Below are 20,664 nucleotides of genomic sequence, written 5' to 3' on the forward strand. Positions count from 1 at the left end.
GGTGACGACGTACTCGGTTCTTTCATCGTCTTTAATCGTTTCAGTTTTCTATTGGTCATTATCACACGTGTTCAAGCGTTCGTCAAGACTTGCCGCCGAGCCGTTCGACGAGCTTCGTCCGGCGCACCGGCTCTTCTTCCCGTGTCGCCGCCTCGAGTGCGCGGACGTCGCCAAAGAGGAGTAAACTCTTCTTCGCGCGCGTGACGGCCGTATAAATCAAGTTGCGCGACGAGCGGAACCCACCGTTGAAGAAGACGGGCATAAGGACGATCGGGAACTCGGATCCTTGTGACTTATGGATCGTGATGGCGTAGGCGTGGGTGAACTGGTCCCATTCGCTCCGATTGTACTCGACCTCGATTTGGTCGAAGCGGATATAAATCTTATCGACCTTGTCGACGTTCTCTTTCGCGTAAAAGATGTTCGTGATCTCCCCGATGTCCCCATTATAGACGTTCTCCTCGGCGTTATTGACGAGCTGGAGCACTTTGTCCCCGTTCCGATACGTCCGGTTACCGTGCTTCACTTCCCTCGCCGCCGACTTCGGATTGAACACGTTTTGAAGCGCCTCGTTCAGTCCATCGATGCCGCAGACGCCACGATACGTCGGCGCGAGAATCTGGATATCAAACGGTGAATAGCCTTTTCGGAGTGCAGCCCCGGCCATCTGACAGATCGCTTGGAGCGCCGTCTCTTGGTTCGCCGTATAGAAGCGCCGGTCCGGGAGCGCCGCCAGTAAGTCGTCCGGCATCTGTTTCGCGTTGAGCGCATGCGCCAAACGGAGGATGCTCGACTCGGACGCCTGCCGATGGACGACATCGAGACGGACGACCGGGATACCGTCGGTCGACATCAAATCGGCGAGCACTTGACCAGGCCCGACCGAAGGGAGTTGGTCGCGGTCACCGACGAAAAGAATCTTCATCCCGTTCGGCACGGCCCGGAGCAGGCTCCGGAACAAGAAGATGTCAATCATCGACGCCTCGTCGACGATGAGCACTTTCCCGACGAGCGGGTTCGTGTCATCGACTTGGAACGAACTGCCATCGAACTTTAACAACCGGTGAATCGTCGAAGCCGGGAGCCCGGTCGATTCACTGAGCCGTTTCGCGGCCCGTCCGGTCGGTGCGGCGAGGACGAACGGGAACGGCTGGTTCGGTACCGGTTCAAGTTTCCAGTCGAAGACGTCGCTCAGCGCGTGAATAATCCCGCGCACGACCGTCGTCTTCCCGGTTCCCGGTCCGCCGGTAAGCACCATGAGCGGCGATTTCAACGCGAGCTCGATTGCCTCGCGCTGTTGTTTCGCGTACTCGATGGAGAACATCTCCTCGACGCGACCGACGGCATCGAAAATCGTCGCCATATCGACGTCTTCCGTCGTCGAGGTCGACATGATGCGGGCAAGTTCTTCGGCCGCCTTTCGTTCAGCCCGATACACGCGCGGATGATAAACGACCCCATCTTCAACGATGATGCGTTCGTCTTGGGCGAGTGTCTCGAGCGCGGATACGAGCGCATCGCCCGGGTCCCCCCCGATGATGCGCGGCATCTCACGGTGGAGCTGTTCCGACGTGACGAACAAGTGCCCGTTCCCTTGCTCGAGTTCGAGCACGTACAAGACGGCGGCGGCAATCCGCTCCGGATGGATGCCTTGAATGCCAAAATGTGCCGCGATGGCGTCGGCCGTCTTGAAGCCGATCCCTGGCACATCGTACATGAGCGCATAAGGGTTCTTCTCGATCGTCTCCATCGCCCGTCCTTCATATTCTTTATGAATCTTCGAGGCGAGCCGTGGCGTCACGTCGAACGGGGCCAAGAACAACAGCAATTGGTCGACGCCATACAAGACGTTCAACCGTTCCGTGATGACACGGGCTTGTTTCTCTTTCAATCCGTCGACGTTCGAGAGGACGCTCGGATGTTTGACGATTTGGTCGATGCAGTCGTCACCGAGCGTGTCGGCGATCTTTTGCGCCGTCTTTTGCCCGATGCCCGGAAACGATCCGTTCGTCAAAAAGCGGACGGCCGCTCGTTTCGTCATCGGGACGACGCGGCGAATCCAATCCGCCTTCATCTGTTTGCCGAACCGTGGATGATCGACGAGACGGCCGTGCGCCTTATACGTCTCGCCCTTCTCGATTCCGACACCGACCCCGGCGATGACCATCTCGGTCTCGTCGGTCTCAAAGTTTTTTTCTTTTATACGTACAAGCGCGATCGTATGCGCTTCTTCTTCCGATTGAAACAGGACGCGGATGACTTTTCCTGTCAACTCGTAAGGTGCTGCCATCATGTGAGCCACCCCCAGCTAGTTTTCCATCCCCCATTATAGCCCGATTCGGAAGAGGAGAACAAATCGCCTAACTAAACAAGTTCAGGATTTGCTCAAGCTGATTGAGATTGACCCGTTCGAGGAGGCGGATCAACTGGTCGATGTCGACCCGATTCAACAGCCGCTCGAGCTGGTCAACGTCGACCGTACTGAAGAGCCGTTCGAGTTGGGCCACATCGACTCGTTCGAGCAACCGTTCGAACCGTTCCAGTTCGCCTGTATTGACGTAGCCTTGTAAGCGTTCGAGCAGCTCGGTCCGCTCGACCCGGAACAGCTTTTCAAGCGAAGGGCGTTGAATGAGCAGGACGAGCCCGCTCGCCGCGACGTGAATCCCCCAGTTCAAGACGACGTGTCCGAGCCGCAACGTTTGGCCGATGAACGGGATGAGTGGAATAAACGAAATTTGCAATACGAGTAGCCCGAGTTGGAGATATGCGTTCGGGACAATCCACGCGATGATGGCGAGCGCGAGCGGGACCGTCCAGCCGATGCCGACGACACCGAGTGATTGTCGAAACGACCGATTCGTCGAGAGTACCCAATGCATAAGAAGTCCGATGACGAAAAACGTCGCAAACAAAATGAGAAGTGTCGCCGTCGCCCGTTCCGATTCGATGATGACGCGATAGAACACGTTATTCGTCCATTCTCCGGCCGCCAATCGGTTATCAATCGCGGTGAACATGCGTCCAAGCATGAACCATTCGACGACAAAAAATAAGATAACGCTTAGTAGACTAATGATTCGCATAATGTCTCTCCTTCCTTTCGTTCCTTGTCCATTTCCCGAACGTGCAGGTGACTACGCACGTTTTTCCTTGAATCAAACAGGGAACTGTTCGAGTGAACCTACGAAGGAGGAATGACGCATGACAAAACGGATTCCAATTACCGGGCTATGTGAACTCGTATTAGAAGTGACAGATATGGCGGAGGCGGTCGACTTTTGGCACGGCAAGCTCGGTCTTCCGGTCGTCGAGCAGTGGGTCGGCGACGACGCGGAGCCGAGCGAGGCGCAAGAACACGCGGACGAGCCTTGGGCGACGTGGTTATACGTCGGCGGTAACACGCGTCTCGGGCTATGGTTAAAGCGCGACTTCACGGAAGAAGAAGACGCGAACCGACGACAAGACGTAACCGAATGGGAGACGTTGTATGACGAAGGAGGCGCTCACGTCCATTGCGCTTTTTATGTCCCGATGGATTCCTTTGAACAGGCGCTCGACGTATTAAACGATTCCGGTATTCCGACGAAGCTACGGACGTGGGACGAAGATGAGACCGTAAACGGGAAAGAACGTTCCGCCTACTTTAAAGATCCAAGTAAAAACGTCATCGAGCTGTATACGAAAAATATGGACGAGGCGTATGAGAAGTTCGGCGGGGAGCCGGTGAAAATCACGACGAAACAGTTATAAAATAAATAGAGGTCGAACGGGGCGCATGATATGATGAGAGAAAATGGAAAAGGTTGTGCGTCATGAGATATGTCGCTCTATCGCTTGTAATTGGTTTAGGTTTATGGACTTACTCACTTTATTTTGTAGTCTATTCATTTCCTCTACTCGATCGACCCGCTTCGTTCTTCTTTCTTACAATCATGTCTGTCATCGTTTCGCTACTTGTTTTGATTGATAGCGTGAGAAAAGCAAGTACAGGTACAACGATCTGGTGGAATGCGCTCGCCATCGTCGGGGCGGTACTCCTCTCCGCGATAAACGGTCTCGTTTTGTTCTTGGGAGGGTTGTTCGCATGACACTCATCCTACCTGAATGCATCACCGGATTCTCATACGGTGACTGCCCGGCTCCTGGATCCGAAGTAAGGTTATTTCAAACGATTTGTTTCGATTACGCTCGTCAGAAAGGTGGAACGTGTACCATCATTCTCGGAGACTCGATCACCCCGAACTATCACCAAGCGACGATCACTATCCGTGGACGCAGCATCTATGTGCTACTCAGTAGATCTTATCCCATCATCGGTATCTCAAAGTATGAACCGTTTTCGTACGAGTACATTGATGTACCCGAGTTGACTAACCTGTTTCCTACACCGTACCAAGTTCCGATAGCGGCGGAGTTGAACGAACGATTTGACGTGACGCTGCAGCCGTTTCTGAACGACGCAGAGCGTGGAGAGATTGACTATTGGGAGCCGGAGACGATTGGTAACGTCATCTTCCACTATTGGGACTAACAAAAAAGCCTTTGCGATTTTTTCGCAAAGGCTTTTTTAAGCATTCAATTCCCGAGCAACTCGTCCATTTTCGCTTTCGCGTCATACGCGAGCGCATGGTCCGGTTGCAATTCGAGCACACGTTCGAGCTCGACGTACGTCTTGTCTTGTTCCCCGAGAAACGCATAAGCGATCGCCAAGTTGTATCGCGCGTCCGTGTGGCTCGCGTCGAGGTCGAGCGTTTGCTCGAGCGCCTCGACGGCCAAATCGAGCTGTTCGTTCTGTGCGAGCGCGAGTCCGTACTGGAACGAAATCTCGACGTCTTCCGGCGACTGTGCTTGCGCTTCCTTCAGACGTGGCAAGGCGCGGACGAAGTCGCCCATCGCCTTGTACGTCAAACCGAGCATGAAGTGCAGGTCCGCGTCGTTCATCCCGGCAAGGAGCGCCTGGCGAAGTGACGCCTCGGCCAAGTCGAGCTGCTCGAGCTCATAGGCGAGTGCGCCTTTCGCATAGTGGGCCGCGCCGAACGCGTTGTCGAGTTCGAGCGCCTTGTCGTAAAAGACGACGGCCCGCTCGTGGTCCCCGATCGCTTGAAGGAGCGTCCCCATGTTGACGTAACCGGTCGGGTCCGCGGGGGCGGCTTCAATCGCAGCGTTGAACTGCTTCGCCGCTTGTTCAAACTCGCCTTGCTGCATCGCTTGGATGCCTAATTCGTTTGCGTTCATCGTCATCACCTCATCCGATATAGTCGAGTCGTTTTCCAGATCGATACGCTTCATCAATCGTCGCACCGCCGAGGCAGATATCGCCGTCATAGAAGACGACGGCCTGGCCTGGCGTGATGGCGCGTTGCGGCTCGTCGAACTTGACGAGCACTTCGCCGTTCTCGAGCGGCGCGATCGTCACCGGTACGTCTTGTTGACGGTAGCGGAACTTCGCCGTCGCCCGGAACTCCGCTGCTGGAACGGTACCCGTCCACGACAGTTTCGAGGCGAGGAGCGCGTCTGAATAGAGCGCGTCGTGATGGAACCCTTGGCCGACGTACAAAATGTTCTCCTCGACGTTCTTGCCGACGACGAACCACGGGTCCCCGTCGCCACCGATGCCGAGACCATGGCGTTGACCGAGCGTGTAATACATGAGCCCGTCGTGACGCCCTTTGACGACACCGTCGAGCGTCTGCATCTCGCCTGGTTGTGACGGCAAATACTCCGAGAGGAACTCTTTGAAGTTCCGCTCGCCGATGAAGCAGATGCCCGTCGAGTCTTTCTTCTTCGCCGTCGCGAGGCCCGCCTCTTCGGCGATGACGCGGACGTCTTTCTTGTCCATATGCCCGATTGGGAACATCGTCCGTGCGAGCTGGTCTTGGGACAACTGGTTCAAGAAGTAGGTTTGGTCTTTATTGTCGTCTTTTCCGCGCAAGAGACGGTGTTCACCGTCGACGTAGTCGACGCGTGCATAATGGCCCGTCGCGACGAAGTCGGCACCGAGGCGGAGCGCATGATCAAGGAACGCCTTGAACTTGATTTCCTTGTTACACATGACGTCCGGGTTCGGTGTCCGGCCAAGACGATACTCGGCCAAGAAATATTCGAACACGCGGTCCCAATATTCTTTCTCGAAATTGACCGCATAATACGGGATTCCGATTTGGTTCGCCACGGCGATGACGTCTTCATAGTCTTCGGTTGCGGTACACACACCGTTTTCGTCCGTGTCGTCCCAGTTTTTCATAAAGATTCCGATGACGTTGTACCCTTGCTCTTTTAAAAGATGGGCCGTCACCGATGAATCGACGCCGCCTGACATCCCGACGACGACCGTCGTCTCTCCAGGGGCTTTCGTTCGTAAATTCATTTCCTCACTCCGTTCGTGAATGTCGAGACGACATCAGCAAGCCGTTCCGCGAGTTGCTCCACGTCGTGCATCGTATTGCCTTGTCCGAAACTGATCCGGACCGATTGTTTCGTCCGCTCCGACGCGCCGAACATGGCCGTCAAGACGTGCGATGGTTCAATCGACCCGGCCGTGCAGGCGCTTCCGCTCGAGATGGCGACGCCGCGCATGTCCATCATGATCAGGAACGGTTCGAGGTCGATGCCCGGTAGGTACAAGTTGACGATATGCGGCAGACGGTTCGCACCGTTCACCTCATAGTCCACCCCGAGAAGGTCGAGACGCTGAAGCAACGTCTCGGCCAACTGATGATACTCGGCCACCCGCTCTGAACGCTCGGCCATGATGAGCGCTGCTGCTGTTTTGAATCCGACGGCACCCGGAACGTTTTCCGTGCCGGCTCGACGTTTCCGTTCTTGTTGGCCACCAAAAGAACGCGTCGCTAATTTTACACCTGTTTTCATAAAAAGAAAACCGATACCTTTCGGCCCATTGATTTTGTGAGCCGAGGCCGACAATAAATCGACACCGAGCGCCTTGACGTCAATCGTTTCCGTCCCGAGTGCTTGGACGGCGTCGGTATGGAAGAGCGCTTGGTGGTCGCGTAGCACCTCACCGATTTCCACGATCGGTTGAATCGTGCCGACCTCATTGTTCCCATACATGACGGAGACGAGAATCGTATCGTCCCGTAGCGCCGCCCGAACCGCCTCGACCGAGACAGCACCCGTCGAATCGACGTCGAGATACGTCACGTCGAACCCATCGCGCTCAAGCTGTTCCATCGCATGGAGGACGGCGTGATGCTCGACTTTCGTCGTGACGAGATGCTTCCCTTTATGCGCATTCGCCTCGGCCGCACCGAACAACGCATAGTTGTCCGACTCGGTCCCACCCGACGTGAACACGATCTCGTTCGGCGTCGCCCCGATGAAACGGGCGAGCGTGCGGCGTGACTCGTCGAGCGCGGCCCGGGCCGTCCGTCCGATCCCATGGATGCTCGACGGGTTGCCGTATTGTTCTAGAAAGTATGGCGTCATCGCCTCGAGCACTTCAGGACGCATCGGGGTCGTGGCGGCGTGATCAAAGTAATTCATTTTTTCACCTCATCCTTAAATGTAAAACATGTAGCCGTTCGTGTCTTCTTCGGCCAGATCGGCGAGCGTCGTCTCGTCGAGAACGGTCTCAATCGCCACTTTGATTTTATCCCACAGTTTGCGTTTGACGGCATCGTCCGCTTCTGAGTCTTCGACGATTGTGAGCGGTCCTTCGAGCAAACGGATAATCTCACCGGCCGTGATCTCTTCTGCCGGCTTGACGAGCTGGTAGCCGCCATAAGCGCCGCGCACGCTCTTGACAAGCCCGCCGTTACGGAGCGGTCCAATCAATTGCTCCAAATAATGCTCGGGCAGCTCGTGGCGGGTTGCGATCTTCTTCAAACTGAGCGGTTTATTGTCAGTCTCACGGGCGAGCGCAATCATAATCGTCAACCCGTAGCGACCTTTTGTAGATATTTTCATCTTCATGTCTCCTTCTGTTATACTGTTCGAACAAACGTTTGTCGAAAGGAAAGTGTGCGTATGAGTGATTTATTCCAGCAATCCAATAGCGGCCCGCTCGCCAATCGGATGCGCCCCGAGACGTTAGACGAAGTCATCGGTCAGCGGCATATCATCGGCGAAGGCAAGTTGCTACGCCGCGCCATCGAGGCCGACCGGCTCGGCACGATTATCCTCTATGGACCACCGGGCACCGGCAAGACGACGCTCGCCCGTGTCATCTCGAACTATACGAAAGCGACGTTCGTCCAATTGAACGCCGTCACGGCGAAACTCGATGAACTGAGAAGTGTCATCCGTGAAGCCGAATCGCGCTTTGACTTTGAGAATGAACGGACGATCCTCTTCCTCGACGAGATTCATCGATTCAACAAGTTGCAACAAGACGCCCTGCTCCCGGCACTTGAGGCCGGGAAGCTCGTCTTGATCGGAGCGACGACCGAAAACCCGAGTTTTGAAGTGAACGCGGCGTTACTTTCCCGCGCGACGGTGTTTCGGCTCGAACCGCCCGGACCAGACGAACTGCGCGTCGTCCTCGAACGTGCGCTCGTCGACAAGCGAGGGTTTGGCAACTATACGGTCAAGATGGACGATGCGGCTGTTGACCATTATATCAAAATGGCGGACGGTGACTACCGTGTCCTCTTGAACGGGCTCGAACTCGCCGTCTTGACGACACCCGAGGTCGATGGGGTGATTCACATCACGCTCGACGTCGCCGAAGAGTCGGTGCAACAAAAAGCGATCAAATACGATAAGACGGGCGACCGCCATTATGACGTCATCTCGGCGTTCATCAAATCGATTCGCGGCTCCGACCCGGACGCCGCCCTCTATTGGCTCGCCGTCATGATCGAGGCCGGTGAGTCACCGCGCTTCATTTTACGGCGCCTCTACGTCCATGCGGCCGAAGACATTGGCATGAGCGACCCGAACGCGTTGTTGATCGTCGATGCGGCCGCCCGGGCGAGCGAGTATGTCGGCTTTCCGGAAGCACGAATCCCAATCGCCGAAGCCGTCCTATATCTTGCGACGGCACCGAAGTCGAACGCGGTGATTACCGCAATCGACAAGGCGCTCCATCACGTTCGAACGATTGAGGGCGGCCCGGTTCCCGTTCACTTACGGGACGCGCACAGCCCCGGGGCCCGTGAACTCGGGAACGGTGCCGGCTATAAATATCCGCATGACGAGAAGGACGGCTACGTGCCACAAAACTACTGGCCCGAAAACTTGGCCCGGAAACGTCCGAAATATTATACGCCGACACCCCGCGGCTTCGAACAGCAAGTGCAAAAGCGGCTCGACTATTGGGAAAAACGACGCTGACTCATCTGAGCCGGCGCCGTTTTTTTATTTCTGGATGCGGTTGATCTCGACACCCGCTGTCTCGAGCATTTCATTGATAACATAACCGGCTGCGACGAGCCCTGCGACCGATGGCACGAACGCGTTCGAGCTCGGTGGCATCTTCGCCTTACGAATCGGCGCGTCCTTCTTCCCGACGACTTCGTTCACGTCTTCCCGCGTGACAATCGGCGACTCGTCCGAAAAGACGACCGGCACGCCTTTATGGATTCGTTCTTTCCGGAGACGGGTCCGGACCATCTTCGCGATCGGGTCGTACGTCGTGTCTTTAATGTCGACGACCTTGATTCGCGTCGGGTCCATCTTGTTGGCCATGCCCATACTTGAGATGACCGGGATGCCGCGGCGTTTGCATTCGACGATCAAGTGAATCTTATAGATGATCGTGTCCGATGCATCGATGACGAAATCGAGGTCTTGTGCGAAGAACTCTTCGAACGTCTCTTCAGTATAGAACATCTTTAGTTTGACGAGCTCAAGCTCGGGATTGATGTCGAGGAGTCGTGTCCCCATCGCTTCGACTTTCGGTTGTCCGACCGTCGAAAGGAGCGCGTGGATTTGACGGTTGACGTTCGTGATGTCGATGTCGTCCTTATCGACGAGCACGATACGACCGACGCCGCTCCGGGCGAGTGCTTCGGCTGCGAACGAGCCGACACCGCCGACGCCGAGGATGGCGACCGTCTTTCCTTTTAATGTGTCTAAACCTTCTTGCCCGATGGCCAATTCATTTCGTGAAAACTGGTGTAACATACTCTTCCTCCAAATTAATTCTATTTTCTCACACTATTTTACTCGGAATTACAAACAAAAAAAAGACGTCTAGCGACGTTTTAATAAAAAAATCGATGGGGCCCGGAGTGCCGTGACGATGCCCTGCTTTTGAACCTGCTTAAGCAGGTGGGTGACCTAGCGTCCCCTTCACAAGTCCTCCTGCACGTGATGAGGCAGTTGATCCGGATGGCAGTTCGGTCTCCCGTATTCAAAGTGTTGGCTCAAAATAACGAAGGCGGCTCTCGTACACCTCAGGTATCCCATCTGTTGATTTAACTATAGCTTGTCTGTAAAAAGAAGTCAATCAGAAACCATGACTTCTCGTGACAGTTTCGTCATAACCACGTGTTACGAAACGCACCGTCCGGGTCGTACGTTTCTTGTTGGCGCGCGATATTGAAGCGGCGGTCGCGCGAGTCGTTACCGACGCCCGCCTGATACGCCCAGTTCCCATAATTGCTCGCCACGTCGTAGTCAATGAGCCGCGATTCGAAATACGCCGCCCCGTAACGCCAATCTTGTCCGAGCTCTTTCGCAAAGTAGCTCGCGACGATTTGACGCCCTCGGTTTGACATCCATCCGGTCGCGTTCAGCTCGCGCATGAAACTATCGACGAAGTCGACGCCTGTCTCTCCTCGTTGCCAGCGGGTGATCACGTCTTCCTCGACGCGCCACGACTTTTCCTTCGAGCGGATGCCTTGGGCCCGGAAAAGCCGCTTACCCTGTTCGAGGGCCACCCATTGGAAGAACTCGCGCCAAAGCAACTCAAAATAAAGCCAATACGTCGACTCGTTCGCCCCGTGCGACGCCTCGTGTCGCTCGAGCTCATGCAGGACGCGACGTGGCGACAGCGACCCGTTCGCAAGGTAAGCGGATAGTTTCGAAGAATCGTCGACCCCAAACCCGTTGCGCGTCTCTTTGTACGTCCGGACCGGCCCGTTCAAATAGTTGGCCAGTCGTTCCCGCCCGGCCCGCTCCCCGCCTTGAAACGGGAACGCCGATCGTTTGTCCTTCTCGACCGGTCCGTGATCGATTGAAAAGTCAACCGGCGAAATGGCCTCCGTGTACGCACGTTCAATCAACCGATTCGGCGCGGCGTCCGACTCGATCTTCTTTCGAAACTCGGTGAACAAAAACGGCATCCGCTCAAACGGAATCTCGTCACGCGGATAGAGGGTGAATCCGTCGAACACCTGCCACTCGCCTCGCCAAGCGCTCTTGACGTCTCGCTCGATGCGGCGCTCATTAAAGCCAATCGAGGATTGGAACACCAGTCGATCATTGGGGTCAAGGACGTCCAGCGGATGACCGACATGGACGTAGAGCGGGATATCGAGCGCTTTAAGTGAACCGGCTAAATCTTCGAGCGTCTCCTTTAAAAACTGCAGGCGCCGTCGTCCGAGCGGGATGACACCGTACCGGTTTTCCTTCAACTCATCGGGCCGAATCACGTAATGGCCTTCAATCGGGTCGTCATGTCGGAGCGCTTCTTCAAGCGGCAAATGATCATCGACGCGAAGGTCGTTGCCATACCAAATAATCGTCTTCATCTTTACACCTCCACTCTCATTATGACGCCATCGTCAGACGACGAAACGGTCAAACCTGCAACGGATATGTTTTCAATTCTGCAACTCGTGGAATATATGTCTTTAGAAGAGAAAGGGGTGCTACAACATGGCTAGAAAAGGGAAATTCGGTACATTGATTAAAGTCGCGACGGCGGTCGCACCGTTCGTCTACGATTATTATAAAAAGAACAAGGCGAAAAAATCGCCGACACCTAAAAAATAATCACGAACGCTTCAGACTTCGTCTGAGGCGTTTTTTTCTTGCCTGCCGTTCGAATGTGATATGATGATGGAACATTTTAGGGAATCGAGGCGACACACATGCAGGCGGTATGGGTTCAATCTTTACGCATCACATTGAAGTGGACATTATTCATGGGCGGCTTGTTCCTGCTCGCCCTCGGGTCATCGATGATGATCACGGCCAATCTCGGCGTGTCGACATGGGACGTGCTCCATCTCGGCCTCGCCCGTCATACCCCCATCTCGGTCGGGACGATCATTCTTCTCGTCGGGCTACTGCTCGTCTTCGTCAAATATCTGCTCGACCGCATCCGTCCGCAGTTCGGCACCCTCGTCAATGCCATCTTCGTCGGGGTGTTCATGAACCTCATCCTCGACCACCATTGGTTGCCGCGACTTGACGGCATCGCCTTGAACGTCGGGTGGCTCGTCCTCGGCATCTTCGTGATTGGGATGGGAGCGGGACTATACGTCGCCATCGGTTATGGAGCCGGCCCGCGTGACGGGTTGACGCTCGCCTTGGCAGACCGGTTCCATACGTCGGTCCGCATGATGCGAACGTGGATGGAACTGACGGCCTGCCTGATCGGCTGGGTGCTAGGCGGACCGGTCTTTTTCGGGACGGTGCTGTCGATTTTCTTGATCGGTCCGTTCTTTCAGTTTTGGCTCGAACAGTTCCGTCGGCTCGTCTCGGTCATCGACCGGGCGAAAGTCGATACAGCATGAAAAAGCGAGGAGATTGGACGTCACCGTCCGGTCTCCTCGCTTTTACGTTATGGGACGAGCACAATTTTTCCGAACTTGCCCCGTTGCTTGAAATACGTCTGGGCGTCACGCGCTTCATCAAGCGGGAACGTACGGTCGACGATGGGACGGATTTTCCCCGCCTGAATCGCTTGAAGCATCGCGTTAAACTCCGAGCGCGTACCGAGTACTGAACCGTACATGGTGATGTGCTTCAAATAGAGCGTCCGGAAATCGAGATGCGTCGTCTGACCGCCGGCCGAGCCTGAGATGCAGAACTTCCCGCCGTTCTTCAACACGTCGAGCGCCGTCTTGAACAAGGCGTCCCCGACGACGTCGAGCACCGCATCGACCGGTCCCCCGTTCGCCTCGACAATGTCATCAGCGAGCGTCTCGGATCGATACGAGAAGACGCGGCTCGCGCCGAGTTCTTTCAGTTTCGCCTCATCTTTCAAATCTCCGACGATGGCAAATACGTTCGCACCGTGGACGTTCGCTGCGATTTGGACGTTGAACGACCCGACCCCGCCGCTCGCCCCCGTGACGACGATTGTCTGTCCGGACTGAATCTCAAGCTGCTCGTTCATATGCCACGCCGTCAACCCGCTCACCGTGAAGGCGGCGCTATCGATGAAACTATCGAGCGGCATGTCGTAGCAGAGTTCTGCCGGCCAAGTGACGTATTCGGCATAACCGCCGTCATACTCAGAGCCGATGAACGACATATCGTCTGCGATATGTTCTTCGCCGTCTACCCCGCTCGACGTGAACGGGAACAGGATGACACGGCGACCGACCATCGTGTCAGCGACACCACCGCCGACGTCTACGATCTCGCCCGTAATATCAGAACCCGGAATCCGGGGAAACTGGACACCTTCCGGACGCCAGCCGGACTCTTTATCCGTCCCGTACGCCCCTTCCCGCATCCAAATCTCCGTATTGTTGATCCCGCAGGCTTTGACGCGCACGAGCACGTCTCCTTGTTCCGGTTCCGGGACCGGGATATCGACGACTTGTAGTTGGTCGACGTCGCCATAACCGATGACTTGCACTGCTTTCATCATCCCTTTCCTCCTCGGCTTCATTTGATTGTCTATACCCATCTAACGCGCGACAGCCACCAAAAGTTTGGTGGCTGCTCGCTATTACAATTGCTGGCGGCGAAGCAGGCCGGCGAAGACGCCGCCTTTTTCGCTCAGTTCGTCATGCGTCCCGTCCTCGACGATCCCGTCCGCCGTGACGACGAGGATGCGGTCCGCGTTCTTTACCGTCGCTAATCGGTGCGCGATGATGAGCGTCGTGCGATCAGCCGCGAGTTCATTGAGCGAGTCTTGAATAATCGCTTCTGTCTCGGTATCGAGCGCCGACGTCGCTTCATCTAGAATCAAAATCGGTGGATTTTTGAGGAACATCCGGGCGATGGCAATCCGTTGTTTCTGTCCGCCAGAAAGTTTTAAGCCTCGTTCGCCGATTTGTGTATCAAGCCCATACTGTAACTCGTCAACGAGCGAGTTCAAGTGTGCCTTTTCGACCGCATGCATGATTTCTTCGTCTGTCGCGTCGAGTTTCCCGTACGCGATATTCTCACGAAGTGTTCCGGCGAACAAGAATACGTCTTGTTGCACGATGCCGATTTGACGACGGAGGCTCTCTTTCGTCATGTCGCGAATATCCATGCCGTCAATCGTAATTGCACCACCCGTGACGTCATAAAAACGTGGGATGAGCGAACAAATCGTCGTCTTCCCGGCACCGCTCGTACCAACGAGGGCGACCGTCGTCCCAGCCTGAATGTCGAGGTCGATATTCGTCAACACTTGACGATAGTCCGAGTAGCCGAACGACACCTGTTGGAACGTGATATCGCCTTTTAGCGTCTTCACGTCGACCGCGTCCGGACGGTTTTCGATGTCTGGCGCCTCATCCAACAGTTGGGTGAAGCGTTTGAAACCGGCCATCCCCTTCGGATACATCTCGAGGAGCGCCGTAATCTTCTCAATCGGTTTGATGAGGAGATTCATGTAGAGAATGAAGCCGACGAGTTGGCCGTAAGAGAGTTGGCCTTGATACGTCAAGTACGCCCCGTACACAAGAACGAGCAACGTCATGAGACGTGTCGTGATATAAATGCCCGCGAGCGACTTACTCATGACACGGTACGCCTCGATTTTCGAGCCGCGATAGAAGTTATTGTCTTTTTGGAACCGGTTAATTTCGAACGTCTCGTTCGTGAACGATTGGACAACACGTGCCCCTGACACGCTATCTTCGACCCGTGCGTTTACTTCTCCGATGTTCGTATACATCTTCTGCCACGCCTTGTTCATGTTCTTGTTGGCGTACGTGATCATCACAATCAAGAACGGGACCGCGACGACCGTCACAAGCGCGAGCTGCGGGTCAATCGAGAACATAATCCCGAACGCGCCGAGGAGCGTCATGATGGCGATGAAGAAGTCTTCCGGTCCATGGTGCGCCACTTCCCCGATATCGAACAAGTCGTTCGTCACGCGGCTCATCAAATGGCCGGTCTTGTGGTTATCGAAGAATCGGAACGACTGTTTATGGATATGGGTGAACAGCTCTTCCCGCATATCCGTTTCGATGTTGATACCGAGCTTATGTCCCCAATAGTTCACGACGTATTGCATCATCATGGCGAGTATGTAGAGGATGAGTAAGCCGATGCTAACGATGATAATCCAGTTCCATTCGCCTCCGGGCAGTAGATCGTCAATGAACCACTGGACGGCGAGCGGAAAGCCGAGTTCGAGCAAACCGACGAGGATGGCGAACGAAAAGTCTAGAATGAATAATTTCTTATGTGGACGGTAATAACTAAAAAAACGTGAAATCATGTCGTTTCCCCCTTCTAAACAAATAGTTTACGCCTTTTTGCAGGAAGTGGAAAATGTGAAGCACGTCTTTTTCAATCTTTTTTCGGTCGCGGTATAATACAAGTAAGGAGTGATTCAGATGAACGTACAGATTACTGATCGCGCGAAAGCGCGGATTAACGCCTTAAAAGGTGAACGTGACGGTCAGATGCACTTGTTTTATGAGACGGAAGGTTGCGGCTGCGGCAATAGTGGCATCTTCGAGATTCGCTACGTGACGGAGACGACACCGGAAGACGTCGAGATCGACTCGAACGTCGGTCCTATCCTGATTAAAAATTGGACAAAGATTTTCTTAGACGAAGACATGATCATCGACTATCGCGACGATAAACGGTCGCTCGTCTTGAAAAGCAACGGCCAAGTGTTCAACTCGAACTTGCTCGTGACCGACGGGACCGGTTGTCAGTTGAACGTCCCGAGCCGATGAAAGAGGCGTTACGACATCATCCGGCACTCTGGCTGTGGTTTCTCCTCAGCTTCGGACTCGGCTTGTTCGGCATTTATCTCGCCTTCACAGATTCCGTCTATTCGATGACGGCCGTGATCGCATCGCTGTTCGCTTTTGGATTTGCGCTTCAGCGGACGGCGAAAAAGATGGAAACATAATTAAAAATGCGTCACTTCTAACCTTTTGACCAGAAGTGACGCATTTTTAATTGATATCAATCGTATTGAATGTGATCAAGCCACTATCTTTCAACACACCATAGGCCACACGTCCGTCGACGTAAATTGGTTTCGACGTCGTTCCGCCCGTATTCGGCAACGTCGCTACGCTTTCTTTGCTCAGGTCTGCAATCAACAACCGATTCATCCCTTCACGGAAAAGGATTCGATTGTCGTCTAGGAAACGAAACGCATCAAACGATATTTTTGTCTGTGATCCTCTATATTCAAACGTCTGGGAAGAGGATTTCGAGACAAACTCCGCTCGTCCTTCTTTGCCGAACGCGACATAATCGGTCCCCATCCCAAAATCAATCAAGGCGCCCATCTCTTCGTCAAACGAACCATCGGCTGAGACGAGCCTCGACGTTTTGTCCCCTTGATCGAAAAAGCTCTGATGGATCAGCGCACCATCCACACTACCACGGTAGTCGAATGGGTATTCTCCGTCTCGTTTCTCCCCTTCTTGGAGCGTGTACGTCCGTAACGCTTCAACCGACCCTATCGTCGGCGAATACTGCACCAGACTTGACGTCGTCACTGTCTCTGACGCCACATAGTCGACCCACATAAAGCCGCCTTCTGAAGTGACCACATTAGGAGGGGGAGTCTGAAACGCGCTGATGCCTTCGTAAAGTTCAGTCGGTTTCGTTTCACTCATCTTCATCCGAAAGATCGTCCAGGCAAAAGCTTCACCCTCAATCATGTCGTACTCGAGCCAAACCAATTCGTCATCGATGCCGACGAGATTGCCAATCGTTTTGAACGTTTTGTAAATCGATTGGTTCGACGCTTGTTCCGTGTCATAGACGAACACTTCATGCGTCGCCTCACCCGTTGTATACGTATAGACAATCCGCGTGTCGACAAGATGCTCCGGTGCGATCATCGGTGTTTGATCAGCGAAGAATAGCGACAGGTCATACGTCATCATTTCCCCGACTGACTCGATTTCCCCGGCGCTAGACAACAAAGTCGTGTCCTCATGCTCTGGAACTGATTTTGTCACCGTCTCATCGACGGATTTCTCGGTTTGTGGTGTTGCTTTCGATTCTGCGAAGCAACCGGACAAGGCGACCGACACGGCCATCGTGAGTCCGACCCATATCATGCTTTTGTTTCGTTTCATAATTATCCCCTACTATACATACAATTTATTCCATAATCATAACATCATTTCCCTTCTTTAGATATACGAAAAAAGACCCGCCAATTGACGGGTCCTTGTGACTAACACTTATTTCTTCTCTTTCACGGCTGTGCGAATCGACAACTCCTCGAGTTGTGCGTCCGCGACCGGGCTCGGTGCTTGTGTGAGCAAGTCGCTCGCCGACGCCGTTTTCGGGAAGGCGATCGTGTCACGAAGGTTCGAACGACCCGCGAGGATCATGACGAGACGGTCGAGACCGAGCGCGATACCCGCGTGTGGCGGTGTGCCGTATTCGAACGCTTCGAGCAAGAAGCCGAACTGGTCGACCGCTTCTTGTTCGGTGAAGCCGAGCAATTTGAACATGCGCTCTTGAATGTCACGCTCATAAATCCGTTGCGATCCGCCACCGAGCTCATAGCCGTTCAAGACGAGGTCATACGCGAGGGCGCGTACGCTCGCCGGATCCGTCTCGAGAAGATGGAGGTCTTCACGGTTTGGCATCGTGAACGGGTGGTGGTTGGCGTAGAAACGGCCGTCTTCTTCTTCGAACGTGACGAGTGGGAAGTCCGTCACCCAAAGGAAGTTGAACTTCGACTCGTCGATCAGACCGAGTTCATGTCCGAGCTTGACGCGAAGCGCGCCGAGGCTGTCCGCGACGACAGTCGGTTTAGCCGCCACGAAGAGGAGAAGGTCGCCCGCTTCCGCGTTCGTTGTTTCAATCAACTTCTGCGCGTACGTCTCATCGAAGAACTTAGCGATCGGTCCGTTCAAGCCTTCCGGTGTCACTTTGAGCCATGCGAGGCCTTTCGCACCGTAAACGGCCGTGAACTCTTGAAGCTTATCGATGTCCTTACGTGAGAACTTGTCGGCTTCCCCTTTAACGTTGATTGCTTTGACGTGGCCGTTTGACTCAAGTGCCATATCGAACACTTTGAAACCGGCTCCCGTGACCGCTTCCGCGACATCGATGAGTTCAAGTCCAAAGCGTGTATCCGGTTTGTCTGAACCAAAACGGCGCATCGCTTCCGCATAAGTCATCCGTTCAAACTTCGCTGGCGTGTCCGTCCGACCAAGCGTCGCTTCCATCACTTGTGCCATCATCGATTCCATCATCGCCATCAAGTCTTCGACGTCCATGAAACTCGTCTCGATGTCGACTTGTGTGAATTCCGGTTGACGGTCAGCCCGAAGGTCTTCGTCACGGAAGCAACGTGCGATTTGGAAGTACCGATCGAACCCGGCTACCATCAAGAGTTGTTTGAAGAGTTGTGGAGATTGTGGGAGCGCATAGAACTCACCGCCGTGGACACGACTCGGGACGAGATAGTCACGCGCGCCTTCCGGTGTCGACTTCGTCAAGATCGGTGTCTCGACTTCAAGGAACTCTTCTTCCGTCAAGAAGTTACGAATCGTGTTCGACGCTTTTGAACGGAGACGGAACGTCTCTTGGAGCGCCGGACGACGGAGATCAAGATAACGATATTTGAGACGGAGGTCTTCCGATACGTTCTCCGCCTCGTCGCCGATTGGGATTGGTGTCATCTTCGCCGCGTTCAAGATGTTGATCTCTGAAGCGATGACTTCGACGTTTCCTGTCGGCATGTTCGGGTTCTTGTTCTCGCGCTCAAGGACTGTCCCTTTAATGTCTAGGACATACTCGCTGCGGATCGACTCGGCGAGCTTGTGCACCGCCTCGTTTTCCGGGCGGACGACGACTTGGACGATGCCTGTGCGGTCACGAAGGTCGATGAAGATAAGTCCTCCGAGGTCACGACGTTTTTGTACCCATCCTTTAAGCTGTACGTCTTGGCCGATCAGTGACTCGGTCACGCGGCCGTTCATATGTGTGCGTCCAATCATTGTGCTGCTCCTTCCGATAGTTCACGAATTTTGTCTGCGACGGCCGAGAGTGGCACGTCGACTTGTTCCCCTGTCGCCATCACTTTGAGCGACGCCGAGCCACGCTCGACTTCGTCGTCTCCGAGGATGACGGTGAATTTTGCCTGTAAGCGGTCGGCTTGCTTGAATTGGCCTTTGAACTTGCGGCCGAGATAGTCGCGGTCCGCCTTGAAGCCTTCGATGCGAAGCAGTTGCAACAGGCGCGTCGCCGTCACTTCAACTTCTTTTCCGCCCTGGGCGACGACGAAGACGTCGAGGCCAGTCTCGAGCGTCGGGAGCACGCCTTCGTTCTCGAGGGCGAGGATGAGCCGTTCAAGGCCAATCCCGAAGCCGATCCCCGGCATGTCCGGTCCACCGATGTCTTGGACGAGGCCGTTATAACGTCCACCGCCACAAAGCGTCGTGATGGCGCCGAACCCTTCTGCCTCGGACATAATCTCGAACGCCGTGTGTGTATAGTAGTCGAGACCACGGACGAGCGTCGGGTCGACCTCGTACGCGACGCCGAGCGCGTCGAGTTGCTCGAGCACCGTCTCAAAGTACGCCTTCGACTCCGCGTTCAAGAAGTCGAGAATGGATGGTGCCGTCTTCATCGACGGGTGGTCGCGGTCGACTTTGCAGTCGAGCACGCGGAGCGGGTTTTGGTGAAGCCGCGTCTGACAGTCTTGGCACAGTTCATGCGCGACCGGCTCAAAGTGGCGGATGAGCGCTTCGCGGTGCGCGTTCCGACTCTCGGCATCCCCGAGCGAGTTGACGACGACTTTGATTTTCTTCAAGCCGAACGACTTGTAAATCGAGTAGGCGAGGCTGATGACCTCGGCATCGACGGCCGGGTCACTGCTGCCGATCGCCTCGACACCGTATTGGTGCAACTGACGGAAGCGACCTTTTTGCGGACGCTCGTAGCGGAACATCGGTCCCATGTAGTACAGTTTCGTCGGCTGGTCTGGGCTACCGAACAGCTTGTTTGTGACGAAGGCGCGAACGACCGAAGCCGTCCCTTCCGGACGGAGCGTGTACTCGTCCTTACCTTTTTTCACGAGTGTGAACATCTCTTTTTGGACGATGTCCGTCGTCTCACCGACGCTTCGTTTAAATAGGTCGGTCGTCTCGAAGATCGGGGTACGAATCTCTTTATAGTTGTAACGGGCGCTGATGTCGCGTAATTTCGCTTCGACATATTGCCACGTCTCGACCGTGCCCGGGAGCAGGTCTTGTGTGCCGCGTGGTGCTTTCATCTAAATTCCCTCCTTAAAATACAAAAAGGCCCTCGTCCGCAAAGGGACGAGAGCCTGTTAAAGTTTCCCGTGGTACCACCCTCGTTGCAGAGCCAATGCTTGAAACTCTGCCACTCGAAATCGGTTAACGCCCGATGAAACGG

19 protein-coding genes, 1 other RNA gene and 1 other annotated feature (1 of these 21 cut by a window edge) are annotated in these 20,664 nt (G+C 54.7%); of the genes, 6 read left to right on the forward strand and 14 right to left on the reverse strand.

Translation table 11 applies throughout. The annotated features are described in order from the left end of the window. Positions 1 to 82: 82 nt before the first annotated feature. Positions 83 to 2,290 (reverse strand): SF1B family DNA helicase RecD2, encoded by a 2,208-nt coding sequence (recD2, locus tag KNP76_RS03030; RefSeq protein WP_251137312.1) that lies wholly within the window; start codon positions 2,288 to 2,290, stop codon positions 83 to 85. Positions 2,291 to 2,360: 70 nt separating this feature from the next. Further along, entirely contained in the window at positions 2,361 to 3,083 is a 723-nt protein-coding gene (locus KNP76_RS03035; RefSeq protein ID WP_214842587.1) for a hypothetical protein, read from the reverse strand. Positions 3,084 to 3,201: 118 nt separating this feature from the next. On the opposite strand from KNP76_RS03035, the gene KNP76_RS03040 reads away from it, so the two are divergent. Both KNP76_RS03040 and KNP76_RS03045 read left to right on the forward strand, forming a co-directional pair. Beyond that, positions 3,202 to 3,750, forward strand: coding sequence for a VOC family protein (locus tag KNP76_RS03040; RefSeq protein WP_214839667.1), 549 nt, complete (start codon positions 3,202 to 3,204; stop codon positions 3,748 to 3,750). Positions 3,751 to 4,084: 334 nt separating this feature from the next. Beyond that, complete coding sequence (locus tag KNP76_RS03045) at positions 4,085 to 4,531, forward strand: hypothetical protein (protein ID WP_211779728.1); 447 nt, start codon at positions 4,085 to 4,087, stop codon at positions 4,529 to 4,531. 44 nt (positions 4,532 to 4,575) lie between these two features. Here the strand turns inward: KNP76_RS03045 and KNP76_RS03050 are convergent, their stop codons facing one another. From KNP76_RS03050 to cymR, 4 genes are read right to left on the reverse strand one after another with little or no spacing between them, the layout of a single operon-like run. Beyond that, the gene (locus KNP76_RS03050) at positions 4,576 to 5,235 is read right to left on the reverse strand and encodes a tetratricopeptide repeat protein (RefSeq protein WP_214842589.1); all 660 of its coding nucleotides are present in this window, start codon (positions 5,233 to 5,235) and stop codon (positions 4,576 to 4,578) included. 10 nt (positions 5,236 to 5,245) lie between these two features. Next, a complete protein-coding gene (gene mnmA / locus KNP76_RS03055; protein WP_214842591.1) occupies positions 5,246 to 6,367 on the reverse strand; it encodes a tRNA 2-thiouridine(34) synthase MnmA in 1,122 nt (373 codons plus the stop codon). Beyond that, the gene (locus KNP76_RS03060; protein ID WP_211779732.1) at positions 6,364 to 7,503 is read right to left on the reverse strand and encodes a cysteine desulfurase family protein; all 1,140 of its coding nucleotides are present in this window, start codon (positions 7,501 to 7,503) and stop codon (positions 6,364 to 6,366) included. The genes mnmA and KNP76_RS03060 overlap by 4 nt, the downstream gene beginning before the upstream one ends. Positions 7,504 to 7,518: 15 nt before the next feature. Further along, the gene (gene cymR / locus KNP76_RS03065; RefSeq protein ID WP_211779733.1) at positions 7,519 to 7,926 is read right to left on the reverse strand and encodes a cysteine metabolism transcriptional regulator CymR; all 408 of its coding nucleotides are present in this window, start codon (positions 7,924 to 7,926) and stop codon (positions 7,519 to 7,521) included. Between the two features lie 60 nt (positions 7,927 to 7,986). Here cymR and KNP76_RS03070 point away from each other — a divergent pair, with 60 nt between their 5' ends. Continuing rightward, positions 7,987 to 9,294 carry a replication-associated recombination protein A gene (locus tag KNP76_RS03070; RefSeq protein ID WP_034809637.1) on the forward strand — a complete coding sequence of 436 codons (1,308 nt, stop codon included), beginning with the start codon at positions 7,987 to 7,989 and terminating at the stop codon, positions 9,292 to 9,294. Positions 9,295 to 9,318: 24 nt separating this feature from the next. Here the strand turns inward: KNP76_RS03070 and KNP76_RS03075 are convergent, their stop codons facing one another. The 3 genes from KNP76_RS03075 to KNP76_RS03085 all read right to left on the reverse strand — a co-directional run bounded on the left by KNP76_RS03075 (position 9,319) and on the right by KNP76_RS03085 (position 11,657). Next, positions 9,319 to 10,086 (reverse strand): tRNA threonylcarbamoyladenosine dehydratase, encoded by a 768-nt coding sequence (locus KNP76_RS03075; protein WP_034809640.1) that lies wholly within the window; start codon positions 10,084 to 10,086, stop codon positions 9,319 to 9,321. Positions 10,087 to 10,181: 95 nt separating this feature from the next. Then, positions 10,182 to 10,368: non-coding RNA, 6S RNA (gene ssrS, locus KNP76_RS03080), on the reverse strand. Positions 10,369 to 10,442: 74 nt separating this feature from the next. Then, complete coding sequence (locus tag KNP76_RS03085) at positions 10,443 to 11,657, reverse strand: DASH family cryptochrome (protein ID WP_214842593.1); 1,215 nt, start codon at positions 11,655 to 11,657, stop codon at positions 10,443 to 10,445. Between the two features lie 342 nt (positions 11,658 to 11,999). On the opposite strand from KNP76_RS03085, the gene KNP76_RS03090 reads away from it, so the two are divergent. Continuing rightward, on the forward strand, positions 12,000 to 12,647 hold the full coding sequence (locus tag KNP76_RS03090) for a YczE/YyaS/YitT family protein (protein WP_214842595.1): 648 nt from the start codon (positions 12,000 to 12,002) through the stop codon (positions 12,645 to 12,647). Positions 12,648 to 12,694: 47 nt separating this feature from the next. On the opposite strand, the gene KNP76_RS03095 is transcribed toward KNP76_RS03090, so the two are convergent. Together KNP76_RS03095 and KNP76_RS03100 are read right to left on the reverse strand one after the other, a co-directional pair. Continuing rightward, on the reverse strand, positions 12,695 to 13,729 hold the full coding sequence (locus tag KNP76_RS03095; RefSeq protein ID WP_214842597.1) for a zinc-binding dehydrogenase: 1,035 nt from the start codon (positions 13,727 to 13,729) through the stop codon (positions 12,695 to 12,697). Between the two features lie 84 nt (positions 13,730 to 13,813). Next, the gene (locus KNP76_RS03100; protein WP_214842599.1) at positions 13,814 to 15,526 is read right to left on the reverse strand and encodes an ABC transporter ATP-binding protein; all 1,713 of its coding nucleotides are present in this window, start codon (positions 15,524 to 15,526) and stop codon (positions 13,814 to 13,816) included. 118 nt (positions 15,527 to 15,644) lie between these two features. Between KNP76_RS03100 and KNP76_RS03105 the strand changes: the two genes are divergently transcribed. Both KNP76_RS03105 and KNP76_RS03110 read left to right on the forward strand, forming a co-directional pair. Continuing rightward, the gene (locus tag KNP76_RS03105; protein ID WP_214839690.1) at positions 15,645 to 15,995 is read left to right on the forward strand and encodes an iron-sulfur cluster biosynthesis family protein; all 351 of its coding nucleotides are present in this window, start codon (positions 15,645 to 15,647) and stop codon (positions 15,993 to 15,995) included. After that, complete coding sequence (locus KNP76_RS03110) at positions 15,992 to 16,174, forward strand: hypothetical protein (RefSeq protein ID WP_211779737.1); 183 nt, start codon at positions 15,992 to 15,994, stop codon at positions 16,172 to 16,174. The genes KNP76_RS03105 and KNP76_RS03110 overlap by 4 nt, the downstream gene beginning before the upstream one ends. 46 nt (positions 16,175 to 16,220) lie before the next feature. On the opposite strand, the gene KNP76_RS03115 is transcribed toward KNP76_RS03110, so the two are convergent. The 3 genes from KNP76_RS03115 to hisS form a co-directional block, all read right to left on the reverse strand. Beyond that, positions 16,221 to 17,363, reverse strand: coding sequence for a hypothetical protein (locus KNP76_RS03115; protein ID WP_214842601.1), 1,143 nt, complete (start codon positions 17,361 to 17,363; stop codon positions 16,221 to 16,223). 108 nt (positions 17,364 to 17,471) lie between these two features. Beyond that, the gene (gene aspS, locus KNP76_RS03120; protein WP_034817972.1) at positions 17,472 to 19,244 is read right to left on the reverse strand and encodes an aspartate--tRNA ligase; all 1,773 of its coding nucleotides are present in this window, start codon (positions 19,242 to 19,244) and stop codon (positions 17,472 to 17,474) included. Beyond that, positions 19,241 to 20,521: a histidine--tRNA ligase gene (hisS, locus tag KNP76_RS03125; RefSeq protein ID WP_034809658.1), complete on the reverse strand. Its 1,281-nt coding sequence runs from the start codon at positions 20,519 to 20,521 to the stop codon at positions 19,241 to 19,243. The genes aspS and hisS overlap by 4 nt, the downstream gene beginning before the upstream one ends. 39 nt (positions 20,522 to 20,560) lie before the next feature. Next, positions 20,561 to 20,664: a binding site (T-box leader), on the reverse strand; it runs 132 nt beyond the window's last position.

The organism is Exiguobacterium sp. s150 (genome assembly GCF_018618435.1).
Lineage (GTDB): Bacteria > Bacillota > Bacilli > Exiguobacteriales > Exiguobacteriaceae > Exiguobacterium > Exiguobacterium alkaliphilum.